Origin of the sequence: Lysinibacillus sp. UBA6686, from assembly GCF_002455205.1 — a bacterium.
Taxonomy (GTDB): Bacteria; Bacillota; Bacilli; order Bacillales_A; family Planococcaceae; genus Lysinibacillus; species Lysinibacillus pakistanensis.
Genome location: NZ_DKJS01000081.1, coordinates 17,052 through 32,033 on the forward strand (window position 1 = coordinate 17,052; position 14,982 = coordinate 32,033).

Annotated in this window: 14 protein-coding genes and 1 riboswitch; of the genes, 12 read left to right on the forward strand and 2 right to left on the reverse strand. The window is 36.7% G+C overall.

The genetic code is table 11. From position 1 onward, the window contains the following. Positions 1-6: 6 nt before the first annotated feature. The 6 genes from B2R82_RS21830 to cobT all read left to right on the forward strand — a co-directional run bounded on the left by B2R82_RS21830 (position 7) and on the right by cobT (position 6,677). Positions 7-753, forward strand: coding sequence for an SDR family NAD(P)-dependent oxidoreductase (locus B2R82_RS21830; protein ID WP_286927035.1), 747 nt, complete (start codon positions 7-9; stop codon positions 751-753). 20 nt (positions 754-773) lie between these two features. Next, positions 774-1,532, forward strand: coding sequence for an SDR family NAD(P)-dependent oxidoreductase (locus tag B2R82_RS21835; RefSeq protein WP_286927036.1), 759 nt, complete (start codon positions 774-776; stop codon positions 1,530-1,532). Positions 1,533-1,556: 24 nt separating this feature from the next. Beyond that, entirely contained in the window at positions 1,557-2,897 is a 1,341-nt protein-coding gene (locus tag B2R82_RS21840; protein WP_286927037.1) for a sensor histidine kinase, read from the forward strand. Positions 2,898-2,923: 26 nt separating this feature from the next. Further along, entirely contained in the window at positions 2,924-4,228 is a 1,305-nt protein-coding gene (locus tag B2R82_RS21845; RefSeq protein ID WP_286927038.1) for a response regulator transcription factor, read from the forward strand. 204 nt (positions 4,229-4,432) lie between these two features. After that, a complete protein-coding gene (locus tag B2R82_RS21850; protein WP_286927039.1) occupies positions 4,433-5,293 on the forward strand; it encodes a DMT family transporter in 861 nt (286 codons plus the stop codon). Between the two features lie 56 nt (positions 5,294-5,349). Then, positions 5,350-5,526, forward strand: a riboswitch (cobalamin riboswitch). 89 nt (positions 5,527-5,615) lie between these two features. Then, the gene (gene cobT / locus B2R82_RS21855; protein ID WP_286927040.1) at positions 5,616-6,677 is read left to right on the forward strand and encodes a nicotinate-nucleotide--dimethylbenzimidazole phosphoribosyltransferase; all 1,062 of its coding nucleotides are present in this window, start codon (positions 5,616-5,618) and stop codon (positions 6,675-6,677) included. 67 nt (positions 6,678-6,744) lie between these two features. Here the strand turns inward: cobT and B2R82_RS21860 are convergent, their stop codons facing one another. Continuing rightward, on the reverse strand, positions 6,745-7,350 hold the full coding sequence (locus B2R82_RS21860) for a trimeric intracellular cation channel family protein (protein WP_286927041.1): 606 nt from the start codon (positions 7,348-7,350) through the stop codon (positions 6,745-6,747). A 256-nt stretch (positions 7,351-7,606) separates the two neighbouring features. Between B2R82_RS21860 and B2R82_RS21865 the strand changes: the two genes are divergently transcribed. From B2R82_RS21865 to glnA, 3 genes are all read left to right on the forward strand, one after another. Beyond that, the gene (locus B2R82_RS21865) at positions 7,607-8,857 is read left to right on the forward strand and encodes an aminotransferase class I/II-fold pyridoxal phosphate-dependent enzyme (RefSeq protein WP_286927042.1); all 1,251 of its coding nucleotides are present in this window, start codon (positions 7,607-7,609) and stop codon (positions 8,855-8,857) included. 160 nt (positions 8,858-9,017) lie between these two features. Continuing rightward, complete coding sequence (locus B2R82_RS21870; protein WP_286927043.1) at positions 9,018-9,392, forward strand: MerR family transcriptional regulator; 375 nt, start codon at positions 9,018-9,020, stop codon at positions 9,390-9,392. Positions 9,393-9,453: 61 nt separating this feature from the next. Continuing rightward, positions 9,454-10,788: a type I glutamate--ammonia ligase gene (gene glnA / locus B2R82_RS21875; protein ID WP_286927044.1), complete on the forward strand. Its 1,335-nt coding sequence runs from the start codon at positions 9,454-9,456 to the stop codon at positions 10,786-10,788. Between the two features lie 248 nt (positions 10,789-11,036). Here the strand turns inward: glnA and B2R82_RS21880 are convergent, their stop codons facing one another. After that, positions 11,037-11,387 (reverse strand): CotD family spore coat protein, encoded by a 351-nt coding sequence (locus tag B2R82_RS21880; protein ID WP_286927045.1) that lies wholly within the window; start codon positions 11,385-11,387, stop codon positions 11,037-11,039. A gap of 381 nt (positions 11,388-11,768) precedes the next feature. Here B2R82_RS21880 and B2R82_RS21885 point away from each other — a divergent pair, with 381 nt between their 5' ends. From B2R82_RS21885 to B2R82_RS21895, 3 genes are all read left to right on the forward strand, one after another. Further along, the gene (locus tag B2R82_RS21885; RefSeq protein ID WP_286927046.1) at positions 11,769-12,770 is read left to right on the forward strand and encodes an ABC transporter substrate-binding protein; all 1,002 of its coding nucleotides are present in this window, start codon (positions 11,769-11,771) and stop codon (positions 12,768-12,770) included. Positions 12,771-12,886: 116 nt separating this feature from the next. Further along, positions 12,887-13,903, forward strand: coding sequence for a FecCD family ABC transporter permease (locus tag B2R82_RS21890; RefSeq protein WP_313373165.1), 1,017 nt, complete (start codon positions 12,887-12,889; stop codon positions 13,901-13,903). Continuing rightward, entirely contained in the window at positions 13,896-14,936 is a 1,041-nt protein-coding gene (locus tag B2R82_RS21895) for a FecCD family ABC transporter permease (RefSeq protein WP_286927048.1), read from the forward strand. The genes B2R82_RS21890 and B2R82_RS21895 overlap by 8 nt, the downstream gene beginning before the upstream one ends. The last annotated feature ends 46 nt before the right edge of the window (positions 14,937-14,982 follow it).

The window sequence follows — 14,982 nt, forward strand, 5'->3', positions numbered from 1 at the left end:
AATAAAATGCGCTTACACAATAAAGTAGCGATTATTACAGGTGCAGGAAATGGACAAGGGTTGGCAGAGGCTGAATTGTTTTTACAAGAGGGTGCGAAAGTGGTTGCCACAGATATTAATGGAGAGGCATTAAAGCTTTTAAAGAAGCGGCACACGGGAAACGATAATCTTTTTGTGCATAAACATGATGTATCCTCTGAGACAGAGTGGGAGATCGTTATCCAAAAGACCATCAAAATGTTTGGACGCTTAGATATTTTAGTGAATAATGCGGGCATTCCTTCTAGAAGCTCAGTTATACATGAGGATTTAGAGGGCTGGAATAAGGTAATGACCATTAATGCGACGGGTACTTTTTTAGGCGTTAGAAAATGTGCTGAACACATGATGAAGCAACAGGCTGGAAGTATTATTAATATCTCTTCTGTTTATGGAATTATCGGCGAAAAAGGCTATGTTTCCTATCATGCCTCAAAGGGAGCTGTTAGAAGCTTAACAAAGGCAGCAGCCATGGATTTAGCAGAATACAATATCCGCGTGAATTCTGTGCATCCGGGCATGATTGAAACAGAAATGACACGAGATCTTTTTGAGAATAGCGAAAAAGCGAAATGGATGAAAGAGGTCACGCCATTGCCATTGCTCGGTAAACCTAAGGATGTAGCCTATGGTGTTTTATATTTAGCGAGTGATGAGGCTAATTTTGTGACAGGTAGTGAGCTAGTTATTGACGGTGGTTGGATTGCGAAATAAAGACTATTATGGAGGTATTTATGACAAAGCGTATTCTAATTACAGGAGCTACTGCTGGAATTGGCAGAGCCACACTCGATAAATTTTATCAGGAGGGCTTTCATATTCTTGCATGTGATATTAATGCAGAGGAGGGCAGTAAGCTAGGTAGTATTTATGGTGCTCAAGTTGATTTTATAGAATTAGATGTTACAAATGAAAATAAATGGGAATATTTACAAAGATATATACATGACAAGAACTATCAAATTGATGTATTGTTTAATAACGCTGGGATATTTGTTATGAATAATATCGCTACAACTACAGAGAAAGAGTATCAGGCTATGTTTGATATTAATGTGAAGGGCAGCTTTCTAGCTTTAAAATATATAGCACCTATTATGTATAAACAGGAAAATGGCTCGATTATTAATGCATCCTCCAACGCAGCCTTTTTTGGTGCAAAAGGTCTAGGGATATACGGAGCAACTAAAGGTGCCATACGAACGCTTACCAAAAACGCCGCAATGGAATTTGCACCTTATGTAAGAGTGAATTCCATTCATCCTGGATATATTCAAACACAAATGATTGAGTATGCAGCGCAAAAATCAAATAAGACGCCACAGGATCAGGCAAAGTATGTACCATTAAAAAGATTGGGACGCCCAGAGGAAATCGCATCATTAGTTTATTATTTAGGAAGCGAGGAAGCATCCTATATTACGGGTAGTGAAATGGTCATTGACGGTGGTGTATCTAGCGGTCAATCCATCTGGGAAGAGGAACATTGCTAAGGAACTAGAAAAGGGGTGAGAATAATGTATTTATCTTTAAAATATAAATATCTTATTCTTACCCTCATTGTATTTATTTTGCCCTATTTTATAATGACCGTGATTTATATAAATAATGTGGGGGAATATCAAAAGAAGCTACTAATAGAAACACGGCTAGAGGTATTGAAAAAAATTCATTATTTTAATTCGTCTTTTGAGAATAATCAAGCAAGCACAAAAGTATACCATGAAGTGTTAAATTCAATTTGGGGTAGCTACTCTGATTTTCTTTTATTAACAGAGCAAAAGGATATTAAATTCAGCACGAATTCCCATATATCAGAGCATAAAGAGTATTTTCGTAAATTAGAGCCCCAGAAAACCAATTACTATAAAATTGATTATTTGAATGTAGAACGAATTCTGATGTATTCTTTTGATCCTTTTAATAATTGTTACTATGTTGTCATTGCTACGTCTGACTCCATTTTTAAAGAGCTGAATAATAAAAAGGAGGATTTAACGGCATTTGCCATTGCCTCCACTTTATTACTAACCGTCATCACTTTTTTATATTCCAATAAAATTAGTACCACTTTACAAATGTTTATTGAGCGTATTACCTCGTATAGAAAAGCGGTTTATCATATTGAAGAAAAAGAAAGAAAATCTGCTTGGATTAAGGATGAGTTGGATATCGCCAATCAAGAATTAAATCAGACAATTGCATATATGGTAGAAAAAGAAAAAGACTATGTTCGGGAAAACTATGAAGCGCAATTAAATAATTTACAAAGCCAAATTAATCCGCATTTTCTTTACAACACCTTAGACAATATTAATCACTTAGCCATGATTCATGAGGTTGAGGAGATTTCTACATTAAGTGTGGGACTAGCAAGGCTTTTTAGATATAACACGGGCAATAGTGAAAATGAAACATCAATAGAAAAAGAGCTAGAGATTATTGAAGAATACATTAATATTATGAAAATAAGAGTTTCTTATTTAGTTTTTGAAATTCAGATAGAAGATAACGATTTATTACAAAATGCTATTTTAAAATTTATACTACAGCCAATCGTTGAAAATATTTTTAAGCATGGGTACAGCCATAAAGCATCTATATCAATAAGTATAGATATTTATCGGAAATTAAATGATGTTGTAATTGATATTTATAGCAATAACGAATATAAGGACATTGATAAAATAACGATGCTAAATGAAAAAATAAATGATGAAAATCACGAGGGTAGCATTGGATTGAAAAATGTAAATAGACGATTAAAGATAAAATATGGAGAAGCGTATGGTGTTACAGTTCTAGTTAACGAACAAAGATACTTTGTATCGAGAATTCTATTACCATATAAAAAATAATGTCTTCTAACGGTGAGGTGAGCTCTATGAATATATTTATAGTAGAGGATGAGAACTTTATTAGAGAGGGACTAAGCTTTTTTATCAACAGAAATTTTACAGAAACCTTACATGTTTTTTCTTATGCAACTGGGGAAGACATGCTGCTGGCAGCGAAAGATATTCCCCCTGATATTGTTTTATCGGATATTAATTTACCAGGTATGAGTGGGATAGAGGCTGTTAGGGAGCTAAAAAAGTTTCATCAATTTAAGGTGATTTTTCTATCTGGCTATGATGATTTTCAATATTTACAAAGTGCTATTCAAATTGGTGCAGAGGATTACATTTTAAAGCCGATTGATTATAAAAACCTAAAGATAAAGCTATCTCAAACGATGCAAGCATTGAGCATGAAGAGACAAGTGGATTATTCCATCAAATATAATCAATTATTAAATTTAATATTGGCTTTTGACCAACAAATGACTGATCGTAATATCTATTCATTTGAATACTTTATTGTAAACATCAATCAAACAAAAAATACAGGAATTCCACACGCTCATGAGCTATTTCATTTTAATATTTTTGGGGAACCTATTGAGATTATGAATACGGATCTTGTATTGTCGTATGGTCAGGACAATCAGATCGTTCTGCAAAGAAAAGACTTGCATGATTTAAATCAAGCCGTGCTAGAGTTACTGCTGAAGAAGCATCTAAATACAGGTATTACTGCAGTAAATAAAAGAAAATCCATTTTTGATAAGCAAATTTTTACGAATGAATTTAAATTACAAGAATTTATGGCGTTTTTACAAAATACAGATATCGATTTTCAGCAAAGATTAGAATTTATGATTACGTTCTTATTACAATATAGCATTCATTTCAATTGCTTTGAAACATATAACAGTGCTCAAAAAATTATTGGTATCCACCATCAAATGATTAAAGAAGACAATCTATTAATAATAGTAAATAGCTACATCGAGCCACTCGTAGATAAAATACTAAATTTACATGGCAATAGGGATGATTTAAGTAAAAAAATAATCGATTATATTTATACGCATTTTGATGATCCTCAGCTGGATTTAAATTATTTATCAGGCATATTTAACAAAAGCCAAGCAAATTTAAGTATATTAATTAAGAAAAGCATTGATAAAAATTTCATCCACCTGTTAAATGAGCTAAGAATTGACAAGGCAAAGCAGCTACTAGTTCATAGTAATAAAAGAAATAATGAAATCGCTTCGTTGGTGGGCTATAGTAATGAAGAGTATTTTAGTAAAGTATTTAAAAAATATGTTGGAATGACACCAGCCAAATATCGAACTATTTAAATCTAGTGTGTTTTGGTAAAATAAGTATAGAATGACCGAGTTGAAAATAGAAAGGATGAGTAATATGTTCCGATCAATAGCGCCTCCAACAATGTCTTGACAGTAGAGTCTACTGTTTAAGGCATTCCACACTAGCTTGCTCTTCTTGCAATAGATTCTACTGTATAGGCTAAAAACTATATAAGTAGAAAGTAGGAATCAGAAGTGAGCGGAAAATTTGCATTTGTTTTATCTATGATTATCTTTGGGGCTATCGGTGTTTTTGCTAAATATATACACCTGCCATCCAGTGAAATTGCCTTCTGGATGAGTGTGATTGGCTCTAGTTTTTTATTGATAATTTTCATCGTTAAAAAAGAAAAAATAACGAAAGCATCCATTTTGTCTAATATATGGCCATTACTGCTATCTAGTGTAGCGTTATGTGGGAATTGGATTTTTCTATTTCAAGCGTACAAAGAAACAACCATTGCCAATGCAGCGCTTAGCTATTATTTTGCGCCAGTTTTAGTGATTTGTTTATCACCAATTGTATTAAAAGAAAAACTGTATCTAAGAAAAATTTTCTATGTAGGTGTGGCATTAGTTGGATTATTCTTTATTGTCCATAGCCAAGCTACAGAAGAAAATGGGCAAGATATCGGCATTGTGTATGGGCTTATTGCAGCATGTTTCTATACGTTGGTAACTTTTGTCAATAAGTATATTCATGGACTTAAAGAACCGTCAAACACAATTCTGCAGCTTTCTTTAGCAGCGTTATTTCTAGCACTTTATCTTAATGGAACAACTGGATTTCAAATCATGTATATCGATATAAAATCCATCAGTTTACTAATAGCATTGGGCATTGTCCATGCCGGTATAGGCTTCTATCTTTTCTTTTTAGGAATGAGTCATTTAAAGGGGCAAAGCATAGCCATTCTAAGCTATATTGACCCTCTAACGTCATTGGTAATCTCAACGATGATTATAGGAGAAAAAATGACTATGCTGCAAATAATAGGAGCTATTCTATTGCTTGGCGCGACATTTATTAGTGAAATAGATCAGAAAGAAGTCTAATTTAGCTTTAAAGGTGACATATTGACAGAAAGATATCTTTACAGTAAATTAAAAGAAATTGCATAATAGCATTAGGTGCCCATTGAGGGAGAATAGGGAATAAAGTGAAAGTCTTTAGCGGTCCCACCACTGTAAAAAGGAGTTTCATAGAGAATGCCACTAGCATGGTGCTGGGAAGGTTCTATGAAATGTTGAAATTGAGCCAGGAGACCTGCCTAATTGCTTCGATTATATAGACGATGGAAAAGTCTGTAGTTTATTTGTCATGAATAAACTGCAGGCTTTTTATATTGTCTCGAAAGATTGAAAGGGGAATAGTTTCATGCAATTATTACAGCACACGATTAAAAAAATTCAAAATGCGGATAGCCGTATGATGGAGAAAGCTAGGGAATATATAGACTCTCTGAGCAAGCCACCTGGAAGCTTGGGGAAATTGGAGAATCTTGCTGTACAGCTTGCTGGTATTACAGGAGAATTATTTCCTAAAATTGAGAGCAAAGCAATTATTGTCTGTGCAGCAGATCACGGTGTTTGTGAGGAAGATGTAACTTCAAATCCACAAAAGGTCACCTTTTTACAAACATTGAATTTTCCAAAAGGGCTTACGGGTGTTTGTGCAATCGCCAACATAACCAATGCTAAAATTATAACGGTTGACGTTGGTGTAAAAGAAGATTTACCGCTTGATGCTGGTGTCATTCTTAAGAAAATTAAATATGGGACAGATAATATGGCAAAGGGTCCAGCTATGTCAAAAGAGGAAGCTATTCAATCCATCGAAGTAGGAATTGAAGTTGCAACGAACGAAATAAGAAACGGAGCGGATGTTCTTGGAACTGGTGAAATGGGTATTGGGAATACAACACCAAGTGCGGCTATCCTATCCGTGCTTCATGCCTGTCATCCAAATATAGTAACAGGACTAGGTGCAGGTGTGGGAGCAGGGGGAATTGCGCATAAGGTGGAGGTTATTCAACATGCTATTGCACTAAACAAGCCCAATCGCCACGATGCTATTGATATTCTTGCAAAAGTTGGTGGCTTAGAAATAGGTGCTATGGCTGGAATTGTACTTGCGGCTGCTGCAAATCACAAACCTGTTGTAATTGATGGCTTTATTTCTACGATTGCTGCTCTCATTGCCTTTGAGCTTGAGCCAAAAGTAAAGGACTACATCATTCCTTCCCATGCCTCAGAAGAACCAGGGGCTAAAATAGCAGCCAAGTTGCTTGGTGTTGAACCAATGCTACATATGAATATGCGTTTAGGAGAAGGCTCTGGTGCAGCTTTAGCATTTCCAATTTTAGATGCAGCTTGCTCTATGATGAAAAACATGGCAACACTTGAGGAATCTGTAGTGCTAGTAGAATCGAAAGAATAGATCGTAACAAAAAGTATAACAAGCCCATATTCAAAACTATTTGGGCTTGTTACTATTTATAAAATGCCTATGCCCGATTGAGCTTTCGTAAAGGCAAACGCCATTTCTTCATATAGGAAAGAATTCTTAGCACTGTTATCATACCAAATAATCCATATAAAAAGAGGTCGCCTGTCAATACTTCTAGACCAATCATAAGTCCTGCAAGAGCTGCCCAAACCCCGTAAATTTCATCACGTAATACGAGAGGCTTGCGTCTTGCTAAAAGATCTCGAACTATGCCGCCTCCTGAACCAGTTAAGACAGCAGCTACAATCACTGCGCTAATGGGCATGTCGAGCTTTACAGCATAGAGGGCACCTTGAATAGCAAATGCCGATAAGCCAATGGCATCCGTAAAGTTTCCCCAGCGATGCCAATGCTGAATTAGATGATGTGGAAAAATAAAAAATATAGTAATTGCCGCAAGTGCAATTTGGAACATCATATCCTGTCCCCATAATGTTGTAACAGGCAGGCCAATAAGTAAGTTACGAATTGCGCCACCACCAAAGGCAGTGACAATACCGAGTATATAAACACCGAATAAATCGTATTCTTCCTCCATGGCGATAATTGCCCCAGAAATAGCAAAGGCAATTGTTCCGATAATACTGAAAACCTCCCAAGCCATCCCTTTCACCCCTTCTGAAAAATAATGTACTTTCTCATTAAAGTTAAAAAATTCTATTAAATGTAAGAGAATCTATGAAATTTCAAAAATAATGAAAGAAGTCCGCACATTAGCTTAGCGCAAATTGCGAGTAGAAACAATAGGCAAGTTTTGCAGACACATCTACAAATTGTTAAGATAAGATAGGAGAAAGTGAAAACTTCAATTTGTGGGTGTAGATGCCCGCAATTGAAGAAATGTGAATGGAGAAGAATGCATGACTTTTACAACGAATTTAACAGAAGAAACGTTAGCATTGGCTACCAAAATAGAGGATAAGGTTCGCCCGTTTCAAAGGAAGGTAGACGAGATGGCGTTCTTTAATCAACAAAAGGTGCTTGCAGCTTTTAGGAAGCATCAAGTGAGTGACTATCATTTACACCCTTCTAATGGATATGGTTATGATGATGAGGGACGTGACAATTTAGAGCGTGTTTATGCAGAGGTTTTTGGAGCGGAGGCTGCCATTGTACGTCCGCAGATTATTTCAGGGACCCATGCCATTACGCTTAGTCTATTCGGCGTGCTGCGACCGGGTGATGAATTGCTGTATATTTCAGGTCAACCATATGATACATTACAATCCATAGTAGATGGCGGTGATAAGGATACTGGCTCATTAAAGGATTATAAAATTGGTTATCGACATGTAGATTTAATAGAAAATCAACTGATTGATTGGAACGGTGTAGCGACTGCTATTACAGAGAATACAAAAATGATTGCGATTCAACGATCAAAGGGCTATGCATCACGTCCATCCTTTACTATTGAAGAAATTGCTTCAATGTGTGTGAAAATCCGTGAATTAGCACCACAGGCTATCATCTTTGTCGATAATTGCTATGGAGAATTTGTGGAGGCTCAGGAACCGACAGAGGTAGGGGCAGATTTAATGGCAGGCTCTCTGATTAAAAATCCAGGCGGTGGCTTAGCCAAAATTGGTGGCTATATTGCTGGTCGTGCCGATTTAGTTGAAAAATGTGCCTATCGTATGACGTCACCGGGTATTGGTGCAGAAGCAGGTGCAACACTAAATACGCTTGGTGATTTTTATCAGGGCTTTTTCCTAGCGCCACACGTTGTAGCACAAGCATTAAAAGGCGCAATTTTCACAGCGGCAATGCTAGAAGAAGTTGGCATGTCTACATCTCCAAGCTATGATGCGAAACGAACGGATTTAATTCAATCTGTTTCATTCCAAACGGCTGAACAAATGATTGCTTTTTGTCGCGAAATCCAAGCGAACTCACCAATCAATGCCCATTACGCACCAGAGCCAGCCTATATGCCAGGCTATGAGGATGATGTCATAATGGCGGCTGGTACCTTTGTTCAGGGCTCCAGTATTGAGCTTACAGCAGACGGTCCTATTCGCCCACCATATACGGCATTTATTCAAGGCGGTCTCACATATGAGCATGTAAAATTTGCTATTTGTAGTGCAGTTCAAAAAATTCAGCAATAGATAAGGTGGAAAAAACTATTCAAATCGTGATTTTGAATAGTTTTTTTACAATTTTGTAGCAGTCGAAAAAATATTTAAAAACGATGTTAGGAAACCTTACATACTTGTTGACAGTGTAAAAATTTCGTTATATGATTAGCGGGTATTGGAGGGGACTTAAATGAGTCGTGAAATTAGACGAACTATGCCGTTATTATCTATGAGTATCGTGATGCAATTGACCGAGCTTTCGGCACGCCAAATTCGTTATTATGAAGAACACCATTTAATTGAGCCGCACCGAACAGAAGGCAATCGTCGAATGTTCTCATTAAATGACGTCGATACATTGCTAGAAGTTAAAGATTACTTAGAACAGGGCATGAATATGGCGAAAATTAAAAAGTTATTCGCTAAAAAGAATAATCCTGTGACGACAGATGAGCCAGACTTAAGTGACTCAGAATTACGTCGTATCATGCGTGAGGAAATGCGTCAAGCACAGCGCATGCAAAAATCATCCATCCGACGTGGGGATTTATCCCGATTCTATTAAAAGCCTTTAATAGGGTAGGGTAAAGATAAAAGCTAGACAAATTATAGGAGTGTGGAAAACTGTGGGTAAATACACAAAAGAGGACATTAAACGTCTTATCGAGGAAAAAAACGTAAGCTTTATTCGTCTACAATTTACGGATATACTTGGCACAATTAAAAACGTTGAGATTCCTGTAAGCCAATTAGACAAAGCGCTAGAAAATAAAATGATGTTTGATGGTTCATCTATTGAAGGCTTCGTTCGTATCGAAGAATCAGATATGTATTTATATCCTGATCTAGATTCCTTCGTGGTGTTCCCTTGGACTTCTGAAAAAGGGAAAGTAGCACGCTTCATTTGTGATGTATACACTGCGAAAGGCGAACCATTTGCTGGTGACCCACGTAACAACCTAAAACGTATCCTAAGAAAAATGGAGGATTTGGGCTTCACAAGCTTTAATTTAGGACCTGAGCCAGAGTTCTTCTTATTCAAATTAGATGCAAAAGGCGAACCAACATTAGAGGTTAATGACCACGGTGGTTACTTTGACTTAGCGCCAACTGATCTTGGTGAAAATTGCCGTCGTGATATCGTATTAGAGCTAGAAGAGATGGGCTTTGAAATTGAAGCTTCTCACCATGAGGTAGCTCCTGGACAACACGAAATTGACTTTAAATATGCAGATGCTATCACAGCTTGTGATAATATCCAAACGTTCAAATTAGTTGTAAAAACAATTGCACGTAAACACGGCTTACACGCTACTTTCATGCCAAAACCATTATACGGTGAAGCTGGCTCTGGGATGCACTTCAATGTTTCATTGTTTAAAGGCAAAGAAAATGCTTTCTATGATGAAGCGACTGAATTAGGTCTTTCTGAAACAGCTATGCAATTCATGGCAGGCGTTCTTGCGCATGTTCAAGGCTTCACAGCTGTAACAAACCCAACAGTTAACTCTTATAAACGACTTGTTCCTGGGTATGAAGCTCCATGTTATGTGGCATGGTCAGCACAAAACCGTTCACCACTAATTCGTATTCCATCAGCTCGTGGTCTGTCAACACGTGTAGAGGTACGTTCTGTGGACCCAGCTGCAAATCCTTATTTAGCAATGGCTGTTATTTTAGAAGCGGGTCTAGAAGGGATTCGTCAAAATCTAACTCCACCAGCTGCAATTAACCGTAACATTTATGTGATGTCTGAAGAAGAACGTAAAGCAAATGGAATTGAAAACTTACCACCAGCTCTTGATGATGCATTAACATTACTTGCTAAAGACAAAGTATCGCAAGAAGCGTTAGGTGAGCATATCTATGCAAACTTCAAAGAAGCAAAAGAAATTGAGTTTGATATGTATCGCACTACTGTCCATCAATGGGAACGTGACCAATATTTAAAAATGTACTAATTAAGATTAACCGAGTATCTAATAGAGGATACTCGGTTTTTTACAGACATATAAAAAGCACAAAAAGCGATGAGGCGTTTAACAACCTCATCGCTTCTTTTTTATCTTGATTCTAGCAAAATATTAAGTAAGTGGCGAGATGAATGGTCATTTATTTCGCTAGCTTACAGAGTCCCTTGGCTATCACAGATTTTGAAGAGGAGCGTTTTGAGCGAGCTTGACGCAATCACGCTGGGGTGTGTAATTGACTAATAGCCCATACGACTATGATGATACGGCATATGACCGTGGTGATGGGACATATGGCAGTGATGCTGCGGCATGTGACAAGGGTTAGGTGGCATTTCGCAAAGTGTATGGTTTTCGCAACATTCATTCACGACAGATTCAGTACATGGGAAATAGTATTGATGATCGAAAATATGTTTATTTACATTTGTAATATGTGTTGGTTGTACATGCGGTACGACAGTATGGATATAATTTGTACGAACATATTGCTCTGGTGGCATAAATTGTGGTGGATCAAATTGTGTTGGCATTGCTTGTGGTGGACAACAATGTGGACCTTTCCCATGATGACGCATACGATTAAACATGGTTATTACCTCCTGTTTTAATAAGTTGTGGTTCATTATTAAGATATGAGTGATATGTCGATAGGGTCTATTTATTTGCCTACTAACTATTAGATAAATCTCACACATCAGTGAAAATCGAAACTTATGTAACATATGCCTAATATATCCTTATAGCTTATTAGATGAGTATATATACCTTTGTTTCGGGTGATTTTCTTTATCAAAAGAGGTTAATTTGTATATTTGTATAATAAGCAGCCAATTAAAAATAAAATATTATTAAAATTATTAGTAAGGTACGTTTTTTATAAAAAAAGATATTGTAAATACATTTTTTGTACAGTATACTCTTTTAGTGATAATGATTATCATTATTGATTATTATTTGGGAGGACCTATATGTCGAAACTTACATTTAACAAAAGAAATTTTTATTTGCTTTTTACATTATTACTATCATTCGCATTTTTACTAGCTGCTTGCGGGGATAAAACATCAAAAAGTAGTGAACAGGAAAATAAAGCATCAGAAGAAGGAAAAACAGAGGAAGCAAGTCGTGAAATTACACATGCGATGGGTACAACAACAGTAAAAGGAACACCGACAAAAATAGTAACGCTTTATCAAGGTGCTACCGATGTGGCAGTTGCAATGGGGATTAAGCCAGTAGGTGCAGTAGAGTCGTGGGCAGAAGCGCCTATCTACAACTATCTTAAAAATGATTTAGATGGTGTAACAATCGTTGGGCAGGAAACACAGCCAAATTTAGAAGAAATTGCGAAGCTTAAGCCTGATTTAATTATTGCTTCGAAAGTGCGTCATGAGGAAATTTATGATCAGTTATCTCAAATTGCACCAACAGTTGCCCATGAAACTGTTTTTGATTTCAAAGGAACAGCAGAAATGATGGGTCAAGCAATGAATCAAGAAGATAAGGTCAAAGAGCTATTAGGAAATTGGGATAACCGAGTGGCAGATTTCCAAACAAAAATTAAAGAAAAGCTTGGGGACAAATGGCCACTACATGTTTCAGTTGTTAATTTTAGAGCTGATCATGCACGAATTTATGTTACAGGCTTTGCAGGATCAATTTTATCAGAACTTGGCTTCAAGGGTCCTAAAAATCTAACAGATAATTCATTAGAGATTGTAAAACTAACGGATAAAGAAAGTATTACACAGATGAATGCAGATGTGATTTATATGTTTATGGAAAATGATGAGGCTGTTAAAAAAGTTTATGAAGAATGGACAAATCATCCATTATGGAAAGAGCTTGATGCAGTCAAAGCAAATCAAGTATACCAAGTTGATGAAATTAATTGGAATCTAGCTGGTGGTATTCTAAGTGCTAATTTAATGCTTGATGATATTTATGACAAATTTGAATTAGAAAAATAATGGCAAGTAAGGGCTGTATCTTTAGCAACAGCCCTCTTCTTGTAGATAGAAAGCTTTATATTTAAACTGCAAGCTAGTTTTCGAGATAAATTGTGGATGAAGAAAGTTGGCATAAAATGAGAATTATTCTTTCCAGTACCTCAATGAAAAAAATTTGCTTACTAATAAGCTGTGTATTGCTTTTTTGCACATTTATTTTAAGTATTGCACTTGGTCAAACCTCTATATCATTAGAGTCTATCTATCAGGCATTTTTTCATTTTAATGATGCAAATACCGAGCATGTCATTATAAGAACTTCTCGTTTGACACGCGCTATTATCGCTGCGGTAGTTGGTGCTAGTCTTGCCATTGCGGGGGCTTTAATGCGTGCATTAACAAGAAATCCATTAGCGGCACCTGATATTTTAGGTATTAATGCAGGAGCTATATTTTTTATTGTCAGCGCGATTACTTTGTTTTCAATAGATTCCTTAATGAGTTATATGTGGATTGCCTTTTTAGGGGCAGGTATTGCAGGAGCAATGGTTTTTTTCTTAGGATCATTAGGAAGAGATGGTTTAACACCCATCAAAATAGTATTAGCAGGTGCAGCGATTACAGCCTTATTCGTATCGTTTACACAGGGATTACTTGTGATTGATGAACAGGGCCTACAAAGTGTCCTTTTTTGGTTAGCGGGGTCAGTATCAGGACGTAGCATTGATATGCTTTTACCTGTTCTTCCATTTATTTTAGTCGCAACCATTGTTTCAATAGTTATGGGAAGATCCATTAATGTCTTGCAATCTGGTGATGATATTGCAAAAGGATTAGGACAGCGAACAATTATCACTAAAATTATGCTGGGTATAATTATTATTGTGCTTGCAGGTAGCTCTGTAGCAGTAGCGGGCTCAATTGGCTTTATTGGACTGATTGTACCGCATATAGCAATAGGGCTTGTAGGTTCAGATTTTCGCTGGATTATTCCTTATAGTGCGGTGATTGGGGCTACGCTACTGCTGTTGGCTGACATAGCAGCTAGATTTATAATCATGCCATTGGAAATGCCAATTGGTGTTATGACTGCTTTAATTGGTGCTCCTTTCTTCATTTATATTGCACGAAAGGGGTTAGCGAAAAATGCCTAAGTACATGACAATACGCTCAAAATCTGATCGTATTTCGTTTCAAATTGCTTTAAAAACATGCTTGATCACTCTAATTCTGAGTCTTTTATTAGCCCTATTAACGATTCTTGGTTTATCAGTTGGCAGTGACTTTATTCATCCATGGATTGTTATTCAGGAATTGTTTGGCTACGGAAGTGGGGACTATAATTTTGTTTTACATACATTAAGACTACCTAGAGTATTGATGGCTTTATTAGTCGGTGCAGCACTTGGTGTTGCGGGCTTAATCTTACAAGGAATTATTCGTAATCCACTTGCTGCCCCAGATATTATTGGAGTAACTAGTGGCGCATCAGTTGGGGCGATTGTTTTTATCGTGTATTTTATGGGAGCAGTCAGCATTCAATTTTTACCCCTAGCAGCAATAATAGGTGCTTCGATCGTGTCGTCTATCATCTATCTTCTATCCTGGAAAAAGGGTGTAACTCCTATACGTATGGTGTTGATTGGTATTGGGATTTCGGCACTAGCAAAAGCGATGGTGACCATGCTGCTCGTTATTAGCAATGTGGCTGCTACCACGAAAGCATATTTATGGTTAACAGGAAGTTTATATGGGGCTAATATGCAAGATGTTTTTCTATTGCTACCATGGGTTTTAGTATTATTACCATTGACATTCGTAATGGCTAGAATTGTAAATGTTAAGGAATTGGGAGATGATATTGCTATTGGACTAGGCGTAAAAGTTCAAATCTATCGTTTATTCTTTTTACTAATCAGTGTCATGCTTGCAGGTTCTGCTGTAGCCTTTGCTGGTGGAATTGCTTTTGTCGGATTAGTGGCACCACATATGAGTAGAATGCTTGTTGGACGCTCCTTTGCTGCTTTAATTCCAGTAACGGCTATTATCGGTGGCATTATTGTTATAGCAGCCGATATTGTGGCTCGAACAGCCTTCTTACCTAAAGATCTACCAACAGGTGTATTTACGGCAGCTATCGGTGCTCCATTTTTTATATATTTATTGTTTAAAACACGCAATCAATAAATGCTTTTTAACAACAGCTACAATAGCTAAAGAGTATAAAAGAGGG